This window comes from Stenotrophomonas sp. STEN031 (assembly GCF_056759975.1).
In genome coordinates this window covers 1-21,441 of sequence record NZ_JBRREA010000066.1, presented here as the reverse complement: position 1 = coordinate 21,441, position 21,441 = coordinate 1, and the positions used below count along the sequence as shown (strand labels likewise).

General features: G+C 64.9%; 16 protein-coding genes. 15 read left to right on the top strand and 1 reads right to left on the bottom strand.

Translation table 11 applies throughout. From position 1 onward, the window contains the following. Positions 1–67: 67 nt before the first annotated feature. The 12 genes from aroC (at position 68) to ACVOLQ_RS19550 (ending at position 17,429) form a co-directional block, all read left to right on the top strand. On the top strand, positions 68–1,165 hold the full coding sequence (gene aroC, locus ACVOLQ_RS19605; protein WP_481529030.1) for a chorismate synthase: 1,098 nt from the start codon (positions 68–70) through the stop codon (positions 1,163–1,165). Next, positions 1,158–2,210 (top strand): 2-hydroxyacid dehydrogenase, encoded by a 1,053-nt coding sequence (locus tag ACVOLQ_RS19600; RefSeq protein WP_481529028.1) that lies wholly within the window; start codon positions 1,158–1,160, stop codon positions 2,208–2,210. Before aroC ends, ACVOLQ_RS19600 begins: the two co-directional genes overlap by 8 nt. A gap of 82 nt (positions 2,211–2,292) precedes the next feature. Continuing rightward, positions 2,293–3,318: an aspartate-semialdehyde dehydrogenase gene (locus ACVOLQ_RS19595; RefSeq protein WP_313274931.1), complete on the top strand. Its 1,026-nt coding sequence runs from the start codon at positions 2,293–2,295 to the stop codon at positions 3,316–3,318. A gap of 116 nt (positions 3,319–3,434) precedes the next feature. Beyond that, positions 3,435–5,297: a FimV/HubP family polar landmark protein gene (locus ACVOLQ_RS19590; RefSeq protein ID WP_481529027.1), complete on the top strand. Its 1,863-nt coding sequence runs from the start codon at positions 3,435–3,437 to the stop codon at positions 5,295–5,297. Between the two features lie 12 nt (positions 5,298–5,309). Continuing rightward, entirely contained in the window at positions 5,310–5,669 is a 360-nt protein-coding gene (locus tag ACVOLQ_RS19585) for a VOC family protein (RefSeq protein WP_313173581.1), read from the top strand. Positions 5,670–5,717: 48 nt separating this feature from the next. Further along, complete coding sequence (truA, locus tag ACVOLQ_RS19580) at positions 5,718–6,491, top strand: tRNA pseudouridine(38-40) synthase TruA (protein ID WP_481529029.1); 774 nt, start codon at positions 5,718–5,720, stop codon at positions 6,489–6,491. Further along, on the top strand, positions 6,488–7,147 hold the full coding sequence (locus ACVOLQ_RS19575; protein WP_313173582.1) for a phosphoribosylanthranilate isomerase: 660 nt from the start codon (positions 6,488–6,490) through the stop codon (positions 7,145–7,147). Before truA ends, ACVOLQ_RS19575 begins: the two co-directional genes overlap by 4 nt. A 215-nt stretch (positions 7,148–7,362) precedes the next feature. Next, positions 7,363–8,052, top strand: coding sequence for a hypothetical protein (locus ACVOLQ_RS19570; protein WP_481529026.1), 690 nt, complete (start codon positions 7,363–7,365; stop codon positions 8,050–8,052). Next, positions 8,052–10,052: a flotillin family protein gene (locus ACVOLQ_RS19565; protein WP_481529025.1), complete on the top strand. Its 2,001-nt coding sequence runs from the start codon at positions 8,052–8,054 to the stop codon at positions 10,050–10,052. The genes ACVOLQ_RS19570 and ACVOLQ_RS19565 overlap by 1 nt, the downstream gene beginning before the upstream one ends. 140 nt (positions 10,053–10,192) lie before the next feature. Further along, complete coding sequence (locus tag ACVOLQ_RS19560; RefSeq protein WP_481529024.1) at positions 10,193–15,553, top strand: DNA repair ATPase; 5,361 nt, start codon at positions 10,193–10,195, stop codon at positions 15,551–15,553. After that, a complete protein-coding gene (locus tag ACVOLQ_RS19555; protein ID WP_481529023.1) occupies positions 15,525–16,268 on the top strand; it encodes a hypothetical protein in 744 nt (247 codons plus the stop codon). Before ACVOLQ_RS19560 ends, ACVOLQ_RS19555 begins: the two co-directional genes overlap by 29 nt. Before the next feature lie 63 nt (positions 16,269–16,331). Further along, positions 16,332–17,429: a toxic anion resistance protein gene (locus ACVOLQ_RS19550; RefSeq protein ID WP_481529022.1), complete on the top strand. Its 1,098-nt coding sequence runs from the start codon at positions 16,332–16,334 to the stop codon at positions 17,427–17,429. Between the two features lie 218 nt (positions 17,430–17,647). On the opposite strand, the gene ACVOLQ_RS19545 is transcribed toward ACVOLQ_RS19550, so the two are convergent. Next, on the bottom strand, positions 17,648–18,538 hold the full coding sequence (locus ACVOLQ_RS19545; protein WP_481529021.1) for a LysR family transcriptional regulator: 891 nt from the start codon (positions 18,536–18,538) through the stop codon (positions 17,648–17,650). Between the two features lie 94 nt (positions 18,539–18,632). On the opposite strand from ACVOLQ_RS19545, the gene trpB reads away from it, so the two are divergent. Genes trpB through trpA form a run of 3 tightly spaced genes read left to right on the top strand, consistent with a single transcriptional unit; the run spans position 18,633 to position 21,320 of the window. Next, on the top strand, positions 18,633–19,850 hold the full coding sequence (trpB, locus tag ACVOLQ_RS19540; RefSeq protein ID WP_282266633.1) for a tryptophan synthase subunit beta: 1,218 nt from the start codon (positions 18,633–18,635) through the stop codon (positions 19,848–19,850). Further along, complete coding sequence (locus tag ACVOLQ_RS19535; RefSeq protein ID WP_481529020.1) at positions 19,850–20,518, top strand: hypothetical protein; 669 nt, start codon at positions 19,850–19,852, stop codon at positions 20,516–20,518. The genes trpB and ACVOLQ_RS19535 overlap by 1 nt, the downstream gene beginning before the upstream one ends. A gap of 1 nt (position 20,519) precedes the next feature. Beyond that, positions 20,520–21,320: a tryptophan synthase subunit alpha gene (gene trpA, locus ACVOLQ_RS19530; protein ID WP_481529019.1), complete on the top strand. Its 801-nt coding sequence runs from the start codon at positions 20,520–20,522 to the stop codon at positions 21,318–21,320. Positions 21,321–21,441: the final 121 nt, after the last annotated feature.

Genomic DNA, 21,441 nt, shown 5'->3' with positions numbered 1-21,441 from the left:
CCGCAAGAGCAACCGCAAGAGCAACCGCAAGAGCAACCGCAAGAGCAACCGCAAGAGCACAACGGAATTGAATACCTTCGGACAACTCCTCCGCGTTACCACCTTCGGTGAATCCCACGGGCCGGCGATCGGCTGCGTGATCGATGGGTGTCCTCCCGGTCTGGAGATCACGCCCGAGGAATTCGCCCACGATCTGCAGCGCCGGGCCACCGGCAAGAGCCGCCATACCTCGGCACGCCGTGAGGCCGACGAGGTCGAGATCCTGTCCGGCGTCTATGAAGGCCGCACCACCGGTACGCCGATCGCCCTGCTGATCCGCAACACCGACCAGCGCAGCAAGGACTACAGCAACATCGCCCAGCAGTTCCGCCCGGGCCATGCCGACTACAGCTACTGGCAGAAGTACGGCATCCGTGACCCGCGTGGCGGTGGCCGCTCCTCGGCGCGAGAAACCACCATGCGCGTGGCCGCTGGCGTCATCGCCAAGAAGTGGCTGCTGCAGCGTCATGGCGTCAGCGTGCGCGGCTATCTGTCGCAGCTGGGCGAGATCACCCCGGCCGGTTTTGACTGGAGTGCGGTCGAAGACAATCCCTTCTTCTGGCCCGACGCCAACCAGGTGCCGGCGCTGGAGGCCTATATGGATGCGCTGCGCAAGTCCGGTGATTCGGTCGGTGCGCGCGTCACCTTGGTTGCCGACGGCGTGCCGCCGGGCTGGGGCGAGCCGATCTACGGCAAGCTCGATGGCGATATCGCTGCGGCACTGATGAGCATCAATGCGGTCAAGGGTGTGGAGATTGGCGACGGCTTTGCCAGCGCCGCGCAGAAGGGCACCGAACACCGTGACCTGATCACCCCGCAGGGTTTCCAGTCCAACCATGCCGGCGGCATCCTCGGCGGTATTTCCACCGGCCAGCAGATTATCGCGGCCATGGTGCTCAAGCCGACCTCCAGCCTGCGCCTGCCCGGCGCCACGGTGGATACGGCTGGTAATGCGGTGGAGGTCATCACCACCGGTCGCCACGATCCCTGTGTCGGCATCCGTGCCACCCCCATCGCCGAGGCGATGCTGGCACTGGTGTTGATGGACCAGGCCATGCGCCATCGTGCCCAGTGCGGCGATGTCGGTGACATGAGCCCGCGTATTCCCGGTCAGCTCGATGGCTGATCGGCGGCCCCGCGTCTGGGTATCGCAGCCCCTGTTCGACGATACCGTCGCGCAGCTGGCGGCGTACTGCGACGTGGTTGCCACCGCGCAGGTGAGCGCCCACAGCGGCGCTGAAATCGCGGCCTGCTTGGCCGAGGTCGACGGCGCCCTGGTCACCCTCAACGACCGCATCGGTGCGGCGGAAGTCGCCAACGCGCCAGCGTTGAAGATGATCGCCAATGTCGGCGTTGGCTATAACAACCTGGATGTTGCCGCGCTGAGCGCGGCCGGCATCGTTGCCAGCAATACCCCCGACGTCCTCACCGAAACCACCGCCGATCTTGGTTTTTCGCTGCTGATGGCAGCGGCGCGCCGCATCGTCGAGTCCGACCGCTGGCTGCGCGAGGGCCAGTGGGGGCAGTGGTCGTTCACCACCATGCTCGGTGCCGACCTGCACGGCAGCACGCTGGGCATCCTGGGCATGGGCCGGATCGGCCAGGCCATTGCCCGCCGTGGTCACCACGGCTTCGGCATGAAGGTGCTGTACCACAACCGTTCGCAGCTGCCGGCCGAACAGGAGCAGGCGGTCGGTGCCCGCTACGTCGATTTCGATACGCTGCTTGCCAGCGTCGATCACCTGGTGCTGGTGTTGCCGTATACCGCGCAGAACCATCACCTCATCAATGCCGCCGCACTGGCCAGGATGAAGTCCAGCGCGACGCTGGTGAACATCGCCCGTGGCGGTATCGTCGATGAGCTGGCGCTGGCCGAGGCGCTGGCCAGTGGCCGGCTGGCGTCGGCGGCACTGGACGTATACGAGAACGAGCCCAATGTGCGCCCGGAGCTGTTGGCGCTGCGCAATATCGTGCTGACCCCGCATATCGGCAGCGCCTCGCTGGCAACGCGCCGGGCGATGGTGCAGTTGGCGGTCGACAACCTGCTGGCCGGCCTGGGCATCGGTGCCGATGCCGGGCAGCCGGCCAATGCCCTCAATGCCGAACTGCTGACCAATGGCACCGCGCGCCTGTGCGTGGCCGGCAAAAAAATCGACGACAAAAAACGATAGGGAGCCTCCGTGGCTGTGCGCTGGAGGTTCCCCGAACCTGGCTCGATGTGTGTCTACCCCCTCCTATCTTTCGAGTATCCCCATGAGCAATGAAGCCCGTCGTTTCCACGTAGCCGTTGTTGGCGCCACCGGCGCTGTCGGCCAGACCATGCTGTCGATCCTGGCCGAGCGCAATTTCCCGATCAGCAAGCTGACCCTGCTTGCCTCCGAGCGTTCGGCCGGCCAGCAGGTCGACTTTGAAGGCGACAAGATCACCATCCAGGACCTGGCCACGTTTGATCCGGCAGGCGTGGAGATTGCGCTGTTCTCCGCCGGCGGCGGCATTTCCAAGGAGTTCGCGCCGAAGTTCGCCGCCGCCGGTGCGGTGGTGATCGACAACTCCTCCACCTTCCGTTACGACGATGATGTGCCGCTGGTGGTGTCCGAGGTCAACCCGGAGGCAGCCAGGAACCGTCCGCGCGGCATCATCGCCAACCCGAACTGCTCGACCATGCAGCTGATGCCGGTGCTGGCCCCGATCCACCGCGAGTACGGCATCGAGCGCATCAACATCGCCACCTACCAGTCGGTGTCCGGCGCAGGCCAGACCGGCATGGAAGAGCTGGGCAAGCAGACCGCGCAGCTGCTGGGCTTCCAGGAGATCGAGCCGAAGAAGTTCCCGATGCAGATCGCCTTCAACCTGATCCCGCATATCGATGAGTTCCTGGACAACGGCTTCACCAAGGAAGAAATGAAGCTGGTCTGGGAGACCCGCAAGATCCTCGGCGACGACAGCATCCTGGTGAACCCCACCGCGGTGCGCGTGCCGGTGTTCTACGGCCACTCCGAGGCCGTCAACATCGAGACGAAGAAGAAGATCAGCACCGAGCAAGCGCGCGAGCTGCTGGCGGCCGCGCCTGGCGTGAAGGTGGTGGACGAGCGCAAGGCCGGCGGCTATCCGACCCCGGTGACCCACGCCTCGGGCACCGATCCGGTCTATGTCGGCCGCATCCGCGAGGATATCTCGCACCCGCGCGGGCTGAACATGTGGGTAGTGGCCGACAACATCCGCAAGGGTGCCGCGTTGAACGCGGTGCAGGTCGCCGAACTGGTCGCCAACGGCGGCTGAAGCACGCAACGACGCCGGCTTGATGCCGGCGTCGTCGCATCTGGGTGGTACAGCGGTATTCGAAAGCCGGGTCAGCCGTTATATTGGCCGCCATGAAACTATGGGGCAGGGGCGCGATGCGCCCATTACAAGGTGTGCTGGTGCTCGGCCTGGCGCTGTTCAGTAGCGCTGCGATGGCATTGGGGCTGGGCAATATCCGGGTCCTGTCCAAGCCGGGCCAGCCCTTGCTGGCGGAAATTCCGGTCATCACCAGTGATCCGGGCGAGCTGGACAATGCCAAGGCCGGGCTGGCCTCTGCGGCAACCTTCGAGCGCGTGGGTCTGGCCGCGCCGACCGGCCTGGTAGGGGAATTGCAATTCCAGTTTGCGCAGGACCGCGATGGCCGCGCGGTGATCCGTGTCACCAGTGCCGCGCCGGTCGAAGTGGCGGCAGTGGGCTTCCTGATCGAGGTTGATTGGGGGCAAGGCCGCCTGGTGCGCGAGTACTCCGCGCTGGTGGCGGCACCCGAGGCTGCAACCGCGGTGGCCGAACCGGTGATCGAAGCGCCGGCAGCGGCACAGTCCAACCTGATCGTACGCGAACCAGAGCCGCTGCCCATGCTGCCTGCGCCGGCGCCAGCCACGCCTGCGCCGACCCCGGCGGTTGTCGCTGCACCACCAGCGCGCCCCGTACCGGCCGCGATCACGACCAGCGAAGGCCAGCTGGCCCCGGTGCAGCACGGTCAGACCCTGTCGCAGATCGCCCGCGAGTTGTCGCGCGAGAGCGGCGTCTCCTTGAACCAGACCATGGTCGCGCTGATGCGCGCCAATCCGGAAGCCTTCATTCGCAGCAACATCAACCTGCTCAAGCAGGGTGCGGTGTTGCGTACCCCGGCACAGGAAGAGCTGGCGCGGGTGGATGCTTCCGAGGCGCGTGCCATCGTTCGTGACCAGGCGGCGCAGTGGCGGCAGGCGCGGGCGCCGATTCCGCAGCCGGCAGTCGCCGATGCGGCGGAGGCACCGGCCAAGGCTGCTGTAACCGCCGCGTCGGGTGCGCTGCCCACGGGTGCGCGCCTGGAAATCGCCCCGGCGGTGGCCGGTGCGCAACAGACAGCAGGAATGACGACCGGTCTTGATGCCGGTGGTGAGGGTGACATGTTGGCTAACGAACAGCTGCAGCAAGCCAAGGAAGAGCTGGCAACGCGTGACGCGGAACTGCAGGAACTGCGTGATCGCGTCGGCGAGCTGGAGAAACTGCAGAAGCAGCAGCAGACCTTGATTGCGATGAAGGATTCGGACCTGGCGGCTGCGCAGCAGAAGCTGGGTGAGGCGGCCAAGCGCGACGGCGCAGGTTCGTTCGGCTGGGCTTGGCTCGGACTGGTGCTGTTGTTGCTCGGTGCGCTTGGCTGGGCACTGGGACGGCGCCGCAAGCCGCTGCCGGTAGCGCCGCCGCGTGATGACGTCGCCGGTGACCGCCTGGCTGCTGCACTACCGGTGATGGGCGCCGCCGCAGCCGTGCCGGCACCGCTGGATCCGCAGGCCTCTGATGCTGTATTCGATGCGATGGAGGACACGGATGTGCAGACGCCGCCGGCCGCGCAGCCAGCTTCGCCGGAGGCTTATGAAGAGCCCATGCCGGCGTGGCTGAAATCCAGTCCCACCGCTCGCGTGGAACCGGTGTTGCCGAGCGCAGCGCCGCAGGTCCCGCACAAGCCGGTGCTGCTGTTTGAAGCCTCGCGTCAGTTCGATGTCGTCGCCGAGCCGGTGCCCGCGCAGCCTGAGCCCGCAGCCGCCGATGAAGCCAGTTGGCTGGCAGGCGACGTGGCAGCGATCGCGCCGTTGAATCCGGCACCTGCCGGTCGTGAGCGCCTGGAACTTGCCATCGCCTATCTGGATCTGGGGGATGCCGAAACCGCCCGGACGCTGCTCACGGAAGTGGCGACCAGTACTGACCCGCAGGCGCGCAACGAAGCGCTGGAACTGCTGGCCCGCATGGTTTGACGGAGACTCCAGATGAAGCGCGAACGCCGGATTGACTATGTGGAATTTGCGTCGCGCGACCCGGCGGCCAGCCGCGGCTTTTTCGAGCAGGTGTTTGGCTGGAAGTTCGAGGACTACGGGCCCGATTACACCGCCTTTGATGATGGCGAGCTGCAGGGTGGCTTCTTCCGCGGCACGCCGTTGACCGCCAGCGCGGGCGCTCCATTGGTGGTGCTGTACGCTGCCCAGCTCGGCCCGATGCTGGCGGCGGTGACTGCGCAGGGGGGCGACGTGGTCAAGCCCATCTTCTCGTTCCCGGGCGGTCGCCGGTTTCAGTTCACCGAGCCGGGCGGCAACGAGCTTGCGGTGTGGTCCGAGCGCGACAGCGACTGAGTCGCGCCTGGATCGCGCGGCTCCAACAGGATTATCAGAGGTTCAATGATGCGCTATGCGCTGGGCGTGGAGTACGACGGCAGCGAGTTCAAGGGCTGGCAACAGCTCGGTGAGAGCGGCTGTGCAAGTGTGCAGGCTACCTTGCAGGAGGCCTTGTCCTCGGTCGCCAATGCACCGATCAGTGTGGTCTGCGCCGGGCGTACCGACGCTGGCGTGCACGGTGAATGCCAGGTGGTGCATTTCGACAGCGACGTCGAGCGCGCCCCGCGCGGCTGGGTGCTGGGTACCACCACCCGACTGCCACCGTCGGTGTGCGTGCGCTGGTGTGTGCCGGTGGTGGATGATTTCCATGCGCGCTTCTCGGCCAAGGCGCGGCGTTACCGCTATCGCATCCTCAACCGACAGGTGCGGCCGGCCCTGTACCGGCAGATCCTGAGCTGGGATCGACGCCCGCTGGACGCTGATGCCATGCATCGCGCGGCGCAGGCCCTGCTCGGCGAAAACGATTTTGGCGCGTTCCGCAGTGCCCAGTGCCAGGCCCTGCATGCACGTCGCGAATTGCAGTCGATAGCCGTGCACCGCCAGGGTGAAGTGGTGGAGGTCGAAATCCAGGCCAATGCCTTCCTGCACCACATGGTGCGCAACATCGTTGGCTCGCTGCTGATGGTAGGGTCGGGCGAAAAGCCGGAAAAATGGATCGGTGAGTTGCTGGCAGGGCGCGATCGCAACCTGGCCGGTCCAACCGCCCCGCCGCAAGGCCTGGTATTCGTCGGGCCGCTGTATCCTGAGCACTGGAAACTGCCGGACGAGGTGACCCTGTGAGCCGTACGCTGTTTCGCACCCGCATCAAATTCTGCGGCATGACCCGCGCTGGGGACATCCGCCTGGCCAGTGAACTGGGCGTGGACGCCATCGGTTTCATTTTCGCCAAGGGCAGCGCACGCCGGGTTGCACCCTCGGAGGCGCGCGCTATGCGCCAGGCAATTGCGCCGATGGTGGAAGTGGTCGCCCTGTTCCAGCACAACAACCGCGAGGAGATCCGCGAGGTGCTGCGTGCGGTGCGGCCGACCCTGCTGCAGTTCCATGGCGACGAAGACGATGCCTTCTGCCGCAGTTTCAACATGCCTTACCTGAAGGCGATCGCCATGGGGGGGCGCAGCGAGGTCACCGCGCGTGGCCTGCACCAGATGTACCCGCATGCAGCGGGTTTTCTGTTTGACAGCCATGTGGCGGGTGGCAGCGGTGGCACCGGGGTGGCATTCGACTGGTCGCAGATTCCGCCGGGTGTGCATCGGCCGTACCTGCTGGCCGGGGGCATACGCCCGGAAAACGTGCATGACGCCATTCTCGCCACCCAGCCCTGGGGTGTGGATGTGTCCAGCGGCATCGAGGTGTCGCCGGGGATCAAGGACGGCTACAGGATGCGGCAGTTCGTCGAGGAAGTGCGCCGTGCCGACCTGCATGTCGAGCAGGACTGAAGATCTCTGCTGAATACGCAGGCGTGTTCCACGCGGCAGTACCGCGATATGTCGCACTCTTTGGGACACGGCTGCGGGCCATGTTCGCGCTGATTCCCTTATGATGGCGATCTCGGCGACAAGCACGGATGCCTGCGGGGAGGGGCGGTAGCTGTTGCGGCTTCGATGCCGGGACAGGTCTCGCAAGGCAGCTGGGCGCCACAAGGAAAGTGTGCATGGTGGAGTTTCTGGAAGTAGCGCTGTCTTACCCGACGTTGCCGTACAGCGTCGTGTTGTCGTTTGCGGTCATCTACTGGCTGCTGGCAGCGACCGGCATCGTCGATGACGGCGGAATCGGCAGTGGTGACGGTGCCGACTTTCATTCCCATGGCGGCGAGCATGGCGCGACCGGCATTGCCGCGATGTTCGCGCGGCTCGGCCTCGGTGGTGCACCGACCATGCTGGTGGTGTTGCTGCTGGCCTTTTTCGGCTGGACCATCACCTATCTGGTTCAACTCTTCTTCCTGCAGTCATTGCCGGCGCCGTTGCGCTGGGGCATCGGCACGGTGGTGGCCATTGCTGCGCTGGTTCCCGGTGCGGTGGTATCGGCCTGGGTGCTGCGGCCAATACGCCGACTGCTGCTCAAGCTTCGCCCGGTTGCCCAGGAGTCCATCCTCGGCCGGCTTGCCCAGGTGACCTCACCGGAAGTCACCGCCACGCAGGGCTATGCCAGCATGGACGACGGCGGAGCCGGTCTGATCCTGCATGTGCGTGTACGCGATGGCGGCCGTTTGCCGCGAGGCCAACGTGTAAGGCTGGTGGAATACCTGCCCGACAAGAATCACTACCTGGTGGTCGCCGATACCGACCTGCCAGGCTTGGACGTTTTCCCTTCTGATGTATCAGGCGACAAGGAGATCCACTGATGAGTACTGCTGCGCTGGCCCCTTTCATTATCGGGGTTGCTGCCCTGCTGGTGTTTTTCCTTGGTTTGGCGGGCTTGTTCAAAGCCTTCTACAAGAAGGTTGACCAAGGCACCGCGCTGATCGTCAACGACATGAGCTCGCAGCCGAAGGTGCACTTCACCGGCGCCTTGATCATTCCGGTGCTGTACCGCGCCGAGCACATGAAGATCAGCCTGATCACCCTGCAGGTTGATCGTCGTGGCAAGGAAGGCCTGATCTGCCGCGACAACATGCGTGCCGACATCACCGTGGCGTTCTATCTGCGCGTCAACGAAACCCAGGCCGACGTGCTGCGCGTGGCCAAGGCCATCGGTGCAGATCGCGCCTCGGACAAGAACGCGGTGGATGACCTGTTCAACGCCAAGTTCTCCGAAGCCCTGAAGACCGTGGGCAAGAAGTTCGACTTCACCCAGCTGTTCGAGAAGCGCCAGGAATTCCGCGACGAGATCATCGCGGTGATCGGCAATGACTTGAACGGTTACGCGCTGGAAGACGTGGCCATCGACTACTTGGAGCAGACGCCCAAGTCGCTGCTCGACCCGAGCAACATCCTCGACGCCGAAGGCATCCGCAAGATCACTGAACTGACTGCTGCGCAGAGCGTGATCACCAACGAACTGGCACAGAACGAGCGCCTGGCGATCACCAAGAAGAATGTAGAGGCCAAGGAGGCCACGCTGGCCCTCGAACGCCAGCAGGCCGAGGCCGAAGCACGCCAGCGCCGCGAGGTGGAAACCATCCGTGCCCGCGAGGAAGCCGAGACCCTGAAGGTGCAGGAAGAGCAGCGCCAGCTGTCCGAGAATGCCCGCATTGAAGCGCAGCAGCTGATCGACATCCGCGACCAGAACCGCCTGCGCGAAGTGGAAGTGGCCGAGCAGAACCGCCAGCGCGCCGTCGCCATCGAAGTCGAGCGCGTCGCCCGTGCCCGCCAGTTGGAACAGGTCACCACCGATCGCGAAGTGCAGCTGCAGGGCGTGGAGCGTGACAAGGTGGTCGAGCAGGGCAAGATGGACGTGGCCAACATCACCCGTGAACGCATCTCCATCGACAAGACCGTGGCGCAGGAAGAAGAGCGCATCAAGGAAGTACGCCAGGTATCCGAGGCGGATCGCCTGAAGCAGGTCGCCATCCTCGAAGCCGAGGCGCAGGCGCAGGAAGCCATGCTCAAGCAGGTCAAGGAAGCCGAGGCCAGCGAAGCCGCGGCCAAGCACCGCGCGGTGGAGATCACCACGCTGGCACAGGCCGAGTTCGATGCCGCCGGCAAGCAGGCCGAAGCCAAGAAGGCACTGGCCGATGGCGTGCGCGCCGAGCGTGCCGCACCGGGCCTGGCCGATGCCCAGGTCAAGGAAGCCAGCGCGCTGGCCATCGAGAAGGTCGGTATTGCCGAAGCTCGCGTGGTCGATGCGATGGCCGATGCCAACCTGAAGCAGGGTACGGCCGAAGCCAAGGTGCTGGCCGAGCAACTGGCCGCGCGTGCGCAGGGCGAAGAGCAGATGGGCCGTGCCAAGGCAACGGCAACCGAAACGCTGGGCGTGGCCGAAGCCACGGTCATCGAGAAGAAGCTGTTCGCCGAAGCCGACGGTTTGACCCGCAAGTTCCAGGCCATCGATTCGCTGGGCGATACCGCGCGCGGCCACGAAGAGTTCCGCATGACCCTGGAGACCGGCCTGCGCCAGGCCTTGGCGGCGATCGATGCCGGCAAGGAAGTGACCAAGGAAAATGCCGAGGTCATCGCCAGCGCGCTGCGCAACGCCAAGATCGACATGGTCGGCGGCGACGGTGGCATGTTCGAGAACCTGGTCAAGGCGGTGTCGCTGGGCAAGTCGATTGAAGGCCTGACCGACAAGAGCCCGATCGTGCAGGACCTGATGCAGCGCTACCTGGGTGTGGACATGTCCGCGCGCGGCTTGCCGGCGCGCCGTATCGGCGATACGTCTGCAGCGAATTCGGACGCAGGCTGAGTGAAGCCATGCCCCGCGCGGTTGTACCGCGTGGGGCGTTGATGCGCCGCCTGGCTGAAGCTGGTGGCACACGAGGATGAGGGCGTCAGGGATTCCGTCCCGAGGGCGGAATCTGCCGATGTCAGAGCAGGGAACAATCGATGGCCGATACAAATCTGGACGCCGCCAACACGTCGGAAGGCGGCTCCATCGCCGACCAGGCGGTGGCGCAGGGCGGTGCCTATGAGGTGCTGCGCAAACGCCTGAGCGATCAGGGCGCACGTCTGCGGCAGGTGGTGGACGCGCTGAACCAGCGCCGGCTGCAGGAGTTCGGCGACAGCCGGATGGAAGTAATCGGACGTTTCCGCATCCGCAGCGAGAACAACTGCGTTGGCCGCGATGTGGTGCAGGTCGGCGATGACCTGCTGCTGTTCGGCTACAACGTCTTCATCGGCTTGAAGACCCAGACCCGCATCGAGGATGTGTTCGGGCTCTACCGTCTGGTCGATGGCGCCGAAGGCTACGACGTCACCCCGGTTGACCTGAAGAGCAGTTTCCTGGCGCAGGCCGGTTTCGTCCATGACTTCGGCGAGCTCTACGCGTACTACAAGAATGCGCGCCTGTTGCAGCTGATCGTGCGCGACGGCAAGTTGCTGGCCGCGTTCCAGATCGGCGAGCGCAGCACCGACGTGCGTGTATTCCGCTGGGCGATGGCGCCCAGTGGCGAGCTGACCTATATCGATGCACGTGGCGAGCGCGATATCGCACTGCCGCCGCCCTTCGATTTCGAGTGGGTGCGTGCTGGCCGTGACATGTTGATCACCGGCCGCTTTCCGCACCTGAACATCCTCGACACCATCTTCGTCGAGACCACCGGTGGTGACCTGACCATCAAGGTCGAGAACAATACCGAGACAGGGCAGGGCGTTTACAACGAGCCGGTCGAGGACAGCACCCAGTCGGTGGACGACGCGACCATTGATTTCGCCAAGGTCGGTTCGCTGATCCTGCTCAAGATCCAGCCCTACCGCGAAGATAGCTGGCGTGGCCTGATCTACAACACGCTGACCGGCAAGGTGGTGCGTAACGACGCCATTGTCCAGGCCTGCGTGCAGCTGCCCGATGACCATGGCGTCATCTTTCCCGGTGGCTATTACCTGCAAAGCGGCGAGCACAAGGCGTTCGACGCCTCGATGCAGGGCATGCGTTACAAGCGCTCGATCCGTTCGCCCAACGGCGAGGACATGCTGTACATCTTCTACGAGCGCGAAGCCGGCAAGTCGGCGCTGTTCGTCTACAACAGTATCCAGCGCATATTGCAGAATCCGGTGTTCGGCTTGGGCTACGCCTTCATGCGTGATGGTCGCATGGTCCTGTTCAATGCCGAGAATGACGAGCCTACCCGCGTCCATCCGATGCAGGTATGGCAGACCCCGTTCAGCAGTGATGAGTTTGCTGCGCACACGCCGACCGGTACCAGTTTCATGGCCCGCATCGGCAATGCCGAGCTGGTGCGTGGCATCTCGAATCTGCTCGATCTCGGTCGCGAGATCGACAGCCGCGAGGTGTCGTTGCCGCGCTACGAGCTGCTGACCCATAACGCGCGCCGTCTGTTCGACGCCCACCATTGGCTGGACGATGCCAACTGTGACGGTGCCGCGACGCTGCTGCGCGAGATCAGCGCCACCGGCGAATCGATGCTCGACGAGTATGAGAAGGTCGAGAGCATCCGCAAGCAGTCGGCGCAGGCGATGGCCGAGGTCACCACCGCGCACAAGACGCTGCTTGGGCGGTTGCAGCCGCAGAACTGGACGAAGATCGGCGAGTTCGTCGAATCGCTGGGCGAGATCGGCAAGCTGCGTGGCCGCCTGCTGACCGTGCGTGACTTCCGCTATGTGGATGTTGCTGCCATCGATGCGATGAACGTGTCGTTGCAGGAGGCACATGATCGGGTCGGCGTGGCCGCGGGTGAATTCCTTGGCAGTGACAAGGCGCTGCAGCCGTTCGCCGACCGCCTGCAGGAGCTGGACGCGGCCGCACAGGTGGCACAGACCGCCAAGCAGCTGTCCGAGCAGATCGCGCAGATGCAGGGGATGTCGGGCGATCTGGATATGTTGTCCGAGCTGATGGCCAGCCTGAAGGTGGACGATGCCGCGCAGCGCACGCGCGTTGTCGAAGCCATTTCTGCCATCTACGCCAAACTCAACCAGGCGCGCGCACGTGCGGACCAGCGCCGTCGTTCGCTGGGCTCGGCCGAAGCCGTGGCCCAGTTCGGGGCGCAGTTCTCATTGTTCAGCCAGGCCATCACCAGTGCGCTGGGACTGGCTACCGATCCCGAACGTGCCGATGAGCAGTTGTCGCGCCTGATGGTGCAGTTGGAGGAGCTGGAGAGCCAGTTCGGCGAGCACGAACAGTTCCTCGGTGACATCCTCAACAAGCGCGAGGAGCTGCTCGATACCTTCGAGTCGCACAAGCAGACGCTGCTGGATGCGCGCCAACGCAAGGCGCAGTCGGTACTGGACGCCGCCAACCGCATCCTTGATGGCCTGGCCAAACGCACCGAACGCTTCACCACCGTTGATGAGCTGAACGCTTTCTTCGCCGGTGACCCGCTGATCCTGAAGTTGCGTGAGCTGGCCGATCGCCTGCGCGACTACAAGGACAGCGTCAAGGCCGACGACGTGGAAGCGCGGCTCAAGGGTGTGCGCGATCAAGCGGTGCGGGCGCTGCGGGATCGCAGTGACCTGTTCGAAGGGGGTGGCAATGTCATCCGCCTGGGCCGGCACCGTTTCAGCGTCAACACCCAGCCGCTGGACCTGACCATCCTGCCACGCGGCGATGGTCTGGCCGTGCATCTGACCGGCACGGATTACTACGAATCCATCGTCGATCCAGAACTGGACGAACTGCGCGACTATTGGCCGGTGACGCTGGATTCGGAGTCACCCGTACTCTATCGCGGCGAGTATCTGGCGGGCCTGCTGCTGGATGCGGCCATCAACGGTCGCGATGGCCTCAGTGTCGAGTTGTTGCTGCGCGATGCCGCGCAAGCCGATGCATTGGCCAAGCGGGTACGTGATTTCGCTGCGCCGCGCTACCGCGAAGGCTACGAGAAAGGCATTCACGATCACGATGCCACGCTGATCCTGCAGGCGTCATTGCCGCTATACCAGGCGGCAGGTTCACTGGTGCACGCAGCGGGTCCACGCGCGCTTGCCTTGTTGTTCTGGGCGCGCGAGGGCAAGCGTGAAGAGGTCAGCCAGTGGGTGGAGCGTGCCGCCGGCGCGTTCGCCATCGCCAAGTTGTTCAGTGTGCGGGACGGACTTGAAGCCTTGCGTGCGGAGATCGCGCTCGCATTGCTGGCCTTCCAGGAAGAGCATGGCTTGCCGTTCGACAGCGGCGTGCCCACCTTGGCCGCCGAGTATCTGCTCGCCGAGCTCGGCAACGGCGAGCCGACCTTCTCCTTGAGCGGCTACGCACGGCAGCTGCTCAGTGGCCTGCGTGAGCAGCTGCAAGCTGCCGGTCAAGCCGATGCATTTGATCGCAGCCTGCAACGGTTGAACACGCGACTGGCCCTGCAATGGGCGCAGGCGCTGCAGTGGTTGCAGGCAATGTGTGGCCAGCCGAAGTTCGCCGCGATGGCCGGCTATGTGCCCGAAGCCGCTGCGATGCTGCTGGGCGAACGGGCCTTGCGCAGCCAGGTACGCGAGGTGACCTTGATTGCCGATGTTGCTGGCCTGCTCGGTGAGCATGCGCGCGTCACCCAAGGCCACCTGCAGTTGGCGGTGGATGATTTCCTGCAGCGCTGGCAGTCGCATCGCCGCCAGTTTCAGCCCGGTTTTGAGCGCTACCAGGCGCTGCGCCATCGCATCAGTGCGCGCGAACGCGATTCGTTGCGGCTGAGCGAGTTCCAGGCGCGGCCGCTGAGCTCCTTCGTTCGCAACAAGCTGATCAATGACGTCTACCTTCCCATCATCGGCGACAACCTCGCCAAGCAGATGGGTACGGTGGGTGAGAACAAACGCAGCGACCTGATGGGCCTGCTGATGATGATCAGTCCGCCCGGTTACGGCAAAACCACGCTGATGGAATACGTGGCCAACCGTCTGGGCTTGGTCTTCATGAAGATCAATGGTCCGGCGCTGGGTCACGAAGTGCGCTCGCTGGATCCGGAGCAGGCACCGGATGCCACCTCGCGGCAGGAGCTGCACAAGCTCAACCTGGCGCTGGAGATGGGCAACAACACCATGCTGTATGTCGACGACATCCAGCACACCCATCCGGAGTTCCTGCAGAAGTTCATCTCGCTGTGCGATGGCACCCGCCGCATCGAAGGCGTATGGAAAGGCCGCACCAAGACCTATGACCTGCGCGGCAAGAAGTTCTGCGTGGTGATGGCCGGTAACCCGTATACCGAGTCCGGCGAGGTGTTCAAGGTGCCGGACATGCTGGCCAACCGTGCCGACATCTACAACCTGGGCGATGTGCTGGGCGGCATGGAAGAGGCCTTCAAGCTCAGCTATATCGAAAACAGCCTGACCTCCAGCCAGGTGTTGGCGCCGATGGCGACCCGTGACCTGGCCGACCTCTACCTGCTGGTCGACAAGGCCTTGGGCAAAGAGGTTTCGACCAATGCGCTCAGTCACGCCTACAGCGGCGCGGAGATCAACGAGATCGTCGCCACCCTGCAGCGGCTGATGCAGGTGCGCGAAGTGGTGTACCGGGTCAACCAGCAATACATCGCCAGCGCCGCGCAGGCCGACAAGTACCGTGTCGAGCCGCCGTTCCGGTTGCAGGGCAGCTACCGCAACATGAACAAGCTGTCGGAGAAGGTCTCGCCGGTTATGAATGCCGCCGAGCTGCAACAGCTGGTCACCGACCATTACCTGGGCGAATCGCAGTTGCTGACCAGTGGCTCCGAGGAAAACCTGCTCAAGCTGGGTGAGCTGCGCGAAGTATTGGATGCGACGCAGCTGGCGCGCTGGGAGCAGATCAAGCGCGACTTCATGCGTGACAAGGCGATGGGCGGCGACGATGCCGACACCGGTGCGCGGGTGGTGGCGCAGTTGGCCGATATTGCCAGTGGCCTGCAGGGCCTGCGTGCTGATGAGCCCGCGCCGGTTGCTGCGGTCGCGCCGCAGGTCGAGGCACCGTGGGAGCAGATCGTGGCCTTGCTGCAGTCGGTTGCCGAGCGTCCCGCAGCGGTGGTCGCAGCACCACCTGCGGCGGTGGCGCCGGTTGCACCAGTGCAGGATCTGACCCCGTTGTTGCAGGTATTGGCGACAGCCCAGCAGCGCCAAGGCGAGGTTGGCGATGTCCTGGCCGGCCTGGCCACGCAGCTGCAGGAGTGGCTGTCCAAGGACGGCGGCGCGGGCAGCAAGCCAGCACCACGCGTGCGGCGCGCGCGCACGCCGGAAGAGAAGGCACTGGACGAAGCGCTGATGCGGCATTTCTACGGCGGCAATGTGGTGGTGCCGGGGCAGCAGGGCAGTCGTGGCAATGCAACGCCGGACGATGCCTGATGTGACGCCGCCAGTGTTGCCGCTGCCTCCGCAGCCAGCGCTGCAGCCCGATGACGCGCTGGCCGTGGCCAGCTACGGCGCGGAACTGCTGGACGCGATCGAGCAGATGCTGGGTACGCCGCAGACCGGCGTGGCGGCAGCGCGGCTGGTCGCGGAGATGGACAATATCCGCCAGGCGATGTCGGCAGCCGATGGTCGCCAGCTCCGTCGTTCCGTTGGCTTGCTGGGCCGATTGCTGGGGCGTGATGTCGAGGCGCAGGCGCGGGCCGAGCAACTGGCGAGGCAGTTGGATGTCTGCTTGTTGCGTGCCGATGGCTGCGTACAGGAGTTGCTGCAGGAGCTGGAGCTAAATCTGCAGCAGGTCGCCCGGATGCAGGTGGCGGTGGCGGCTATCGAGGAGTGGGCGGGCGCCGGTGAGGCGATTCCGGCGCCGGTTGACACCCTGGCACAGGCCGCGCTGCAGCGTCGTCTGCAGCACCTGCGCGGGCTCGCCCAGTTGCGCTATGCCGAGGCCGGGCAGCTGCGTTTGCTGCACGCCCAGGGGGTGGAGCTGATCGAACGCTACCAGCGTATCCGCGACGTATTGTTGCCGCTTTGGCGGCAGCAAAGCCTGGCTCTGCGCGCAGCCGACAGGCAGGCGCAACTGGAACAGGCTGCGCAGGCACAGGCCCGGATTCTGGACGAGGTGACGGCGATGCAGGCTAGACTGCGCTGAGAACCTTCCCGCACATGATTGCTTGCGCGCCGCGTGGCGCCACTTGCTCAAGGAGAACTGCTGATGACCCAGGATACATTGCCGCTGCCGGCCGGCCCCTCCGCCGATGTTGATGGCACCCTGCTGGTCGCCTTGGGCCTGAGCGAAGCGGACCGCCCGCAGATCGCGCAGATCGTGCGCACGCTGGACGACATCAGTCCGGGCAACCTGCATGTATTCGGCCGCGAGGCGGCGGGCAAGAGTGCGGCCTTCTCCAGTCAGTTGCTGGACCATGTGCGCAACCGCGACCTGGATGCCTCGGGCGAAAAGCTCGGTGAGGTGGTGCGCATTGCCCGCTCGCTGAAGCTGGACGGTTTGAACGAGCGTTCCAAGGTGCCGGTGATCGGTGGCCTGATCGACCGCATGCGTGCCTCCAAGGGCGAGCTGGTACAGAAGTTCAGTGACACCAACCAGCAGATCGAACAGTTGCTGCGTGATGTCGGCGCGCAACAGGCGCTGATGGGCCAGCGCGTCGGCGAGTTCGATCGCATGCACACCATCGTTCGCGACGAGCGGCAGAGCCTTGGCCTGCACATCGCTGCCGGCAAACAGCGGCTGGCCGAACTCAACAGCGAATTGCACGCGCTGGTTGGCCTGGAGGATCCGCAGTCGCGTATCCGTCGTGGCGAGATCGACAATGCGATCCGCCTGCTCGACAAACGCGTGGGTGATTTGACCGTCATGCAGCATGCGGCCGACCAGACGCTGCCGATGATCCGCCTGATCCAGGCCAATGCGATCCAGCTGATCGAGAAATTCAACGCCGTACGCGACATCACCATCCCGTCGTGGAAGCGCCAGTTCGCCATCCAGCTGTCGCTGGGCGAGCAGAAGAACGCGGTCGATCTGTCCAATGCCATCGACGATGTCACCAATGAGCTGATGCGCCGTAACGCCGATCTGATGCGGCAGACCTCGGTGGAAACGGCCAAGGCCAACCAGCGTGCGGTGATCGATGTGGCCACCTTGCGTCATGTCCACGAGCAGTTGATCGCGACCGTGGAAGAGGTGCGCAGCATCCACCGCGAAGGCATGCAGCAGCGGCAACAGGCGGAGGTCGAGTTGGCGCGCCTGCGCGAAGATGTGCAGCAGCGGCTGGCACAGCCGACGCAGGGCAGCTGAATGATGTTGGCATTTGTGGGAGCGGCGTGAGCCGCGAAGCCACAGGTGCATCAGACACCGCTGGCACCAGCGCAGTCCCCCCTCCCTTTGCCGAAGACAAGGCTTGTCTCCCTCCCTTTTGCGTAGCAAAGGGGAGGGTTGGGGAGGGGTAAGCTCCAAGGCCTTTCAAGCATTGCCAGCTTCGCGGCTGACGCCGCTCCCACAAAGGCTAAGAGCGCCTACAAAAGCTGCTTGCGCAGCCAATCCGCCAGTGCAGCCACACGCGGGTCCTGCTGCTCGCCGGTCGTGCACAAGGCCCAGCAGCCTTCCGTCTCAACAAAGCCCCACGGCGCGATCAAGCGGCCGTTGACCAGATCGTCGGCGACCAGGGGCTCCGGCGCAATCGCGATGCCCAATCCGGCGACTGCCGCTTCCAGCATGTAGTACAGGTGCTCCAGGCCGGTCCCATAAGTCAGCGCATCCGCATCAATGCCATTGCGTGCAGCCCAGGTTGGCCAGGCCTGGGGGCGCGAGCGCGTATGCAGCAGCGCATGCTCGCGCACCGCTTCGACAGGCTGCCGGGCCAATACATGCGCGCCATGCATTGATGGGCTGAACACCGGGCCGATCCGCTCGGGTGCCAGCGTGTGTACCTGCCAGCCGTTGGGCCAGGGCGCCTGGCCGAGCATCAGCGCTGCATCCAGCCCATCCAGGCGCGGGGCGAAATCGCCATCCTGTGCCGCCAGGTGCAGGGTCAGGCCGGGCAGATCACGCTGCAGGTCCTGCAGGCGCGGGATCATCCAGCGGGCCAGCAGGCTGCCGGGGCAGCCCAGCACGAAGGCATCGGTGCGCTGCGGTCGGCGCAGCGAGGAAATGCAATCGCGCAGTTGCGAGAACGCGCCTGAGGTTGCTTCCAGCAAGCGATGGCCGGCGGCGCTGGGGCGGATGCCGCGGCCGTCGCGTTCAAACAGGGTCAATCCCAGTTCTTCCTCCAGTGCCCGCAGTTGCCGGCTCACCGCGCCATGGGTGACATGCAGTTCGGCGGCCGCCTGGCTGACGCTGCGCAGCCGTGCCGCGGCCTCGAAGGCACGCAAGGCATTGAGCGAGGGCAGGGATTGACTGGTCTTCATGTGAGTTTTTCTAACATGTAGTGGCTGAATTATCCATTTTTATGTCATCGGCCCTGCGTTAGAGTGCTTGCCTGTTCCTTGTAGCCGTGACGCCATGACTGATCCGTCGATCTCCGATTTCCACGCCTTCCCTGATGCGCGGGGGCACTTTGGCCGCTTTGGTGGCAGCTTCGTCGCCGAAACCCTGGTTGGGCCGCTGCAGGAACTGGCAGCTGCCTATGACCAGGCCCGGGTCGATCCGTCCTTTATTGCCGCCTACGACAAGGATCTGAAGCACTACGTTGGCCGCCCCAGCCCGATCTACCACGCCGAGCGCCTGAGCAAGGACGTGGGCGGCGCGCAGATCCTGCTCAAGCGCGAAGACCTGAATCACACCGGCGCGCACAAGGTGAACAACACCATTGGCCAGGCCTTGCTGGCCGCGCGCATGGGCAAGACCCGCATCATCGCCGAGACCGGTGCTGGCCAGCACGGCGTGGCCTCGGCCACAGTTGCCGCGCGGCTGGGCCTGGAGTGCGTGGTGTACATGGGCGCCACCGATATCGAGCGGCAAAAGATAAATGTCTATCGGATGAAGTTGCTTGGCGCCACCGTGGTGCCGGTCAGCAGCGGCTCGGCCACGCTCAAGGACGCACTCAACGAGGCGATGCGCGACTGGGTCACCAATGTGCGCGACACCTTCTACATCATTGGCACCGTTGCCGGTCCCGACCCGTACCCGCGCATGGTGCGTGACTTCAACGCCATCGTTGGCCGCGAGGCGCGTGCGCAGATGCTGGAGGACTACGGCCGTCTGCCCGATGCGATCACCGCCTGCGTCGGTGGCGGCTCCAATGCGATCGGCCTGTTCCATGCCTTCCTCAACGACCGCGAGGTCAAGATCTACGGCGCCGAAGCTGCCGGCGATGGCATCCATACCGGTCGTCACGCCGCCTCGATCTCGGCCGGTCGCCCCGGCGTGCTGCACGGCAATCGCACCTATGTGTTGTGCGATGACGATGGCCAGATCACCGAAACCCATTCGATTTCCGCCGGGCTGGATTACCCCGGTGTCGGCCCCGAGCACTCCTTCCTGTCCGATACCGGTCGCGCCCAGTACGTGGGTATCACCGATGAGGAAGCGCTGGCTGCCTTCCATCGCCTGACCCGCATCGAGGGCATCTTGCCGGCACTGGAATCCAGTCATGCGGTCGCCCATGCGATCAAGCTGGCGCGTGAATTGCCCAAGGACGCGCTGGTGCTGTGCAATCTGTCCGGTCGTGGCGACAAGGACGTGCACACCATTGCCGCACGCGAAGGTCTGGTGCTGTGATGGCGGGCCTCCCATGCAATCGATTGTTGCGCACGCCGTTGCTGCTGGGTCTGGCCGCGGCCTTGGCAGCGTGTGCGCCGTCCTCCCCGGCGCCGGAACCGGCGGCACCTGGAGCGGCGACCGATCTGCCCACGGCGCCGGCGGCTGCACCGGCTCCGCCGGCCCCTGCGCCGAAACCTGTCGCCAGCGTCCCGGTCGAGCTGGGCCAGGTGGGCGAACTGCGCATCGGTGCGCCGTTTGGCAAGGCTCCTGGCGACAAGGCCTTCGTCTCGGCCGGCATGCGCGAAGCGATGGAAGGCGATTGCGAGTATTACGACAAGGGCTCGCTGCCTGAAGGCATGTCGATGATGGTGATTGCTGATCGCATCGCCCGTTTCGAGGTGGACGCTGTCGATGACCCCGGCGAGCGCGTGAGCGCACCGCCAGCCGGTGCAGTGGCGCTGCCGTATGGCTTGTGGGTCGGCATGACCGTCAGTGAGGCCAAGCAGCGCCTGCCGGCCGACGTGGTCACCAGTCCGCACGCTTACAACTCGCCGAACGGCGACTACCTGACCTGGACCGACAAGGACGCCAAGCTGGCCCTGCGCCTGGAAACACTCAATGGCCTGGTTACCTCCATCTACTGGGGCCGGCCCGATGCGGTTGAACTGATTGAAGGATGTGCCTGAGATGGCTGTTACCCGAATTGATGAATGCTTCGCCCGCCTGCGTAGCTCCGGCCGCAAGGCACTGATTCCCTTCATTACCGCCGGCGATCCCTCGCTGGAGGCGACCGTGCTGGTGATGCATGCGCTGGTTGAGGCCGGAGCTGACGTAATCGAGCTCGGCGTGCCGTTCTCCGACCCGATGGCCGATGGCCCAACCATCCAGCGCAGCTCGGAACGCGCCTTGGAACGCGGGGCGGGGCGGCAATACGTGTTGGATACGGTGGCGCACTTCCGCCAGACCGACACGACCACCCCGGTGGTGTTGATGGGCTATCTGAATCCGGTCGAGATCCGTGGCTATGCGCGTTATGCCGAGGAGGCAGTGGCCGCAGGCGTGGACGGCATTCTGCTGGTCGATCTGCCGCCGGAAGAGGCTGATGAGCCGCGCGCCGCGTTTGCGGCCGCCGGGCTGGCCTTGATTCTGCTGGCCTCGCCGACCAGCAGTGATGCGCGCCTGGACAGTCTGTGCCAGGCGGCGCAGGGCTATCTGTATTACGTCAGCTTTGCCGGAGTGACCGGCGCGTCCGAACGCCTGGACAGTACGGCCGCCAGCGAGCGCCTGCGCCTGTTGCGTAGTCGTTCAAGTGCACCGGTGGTAGCCGGCTTCGGCATCAAGGACGCGGCCAGTGCGGCGGCGATGGCGGTGGATGCTGATGGCGTGGTGGTTGGCAGTGCGCTGGTCTCGGCAATGGTTGAGACGGCGGACCCGGCGGCTGCGGCGGCGACGTTCCTCAAGCCGCTGCGCGAAGCCCTCGATCGCTGAGCCGCGTGACCGGTAGTGCCGAGCCATGCTCGGCAGGGGCTTTCCCGGTAAAGATGCAATGTAGTGCCGAGCCGTGCTCGGCAGGGGCTTTCCCTGTAATGCCCCTTGCCGAGCATGGCTC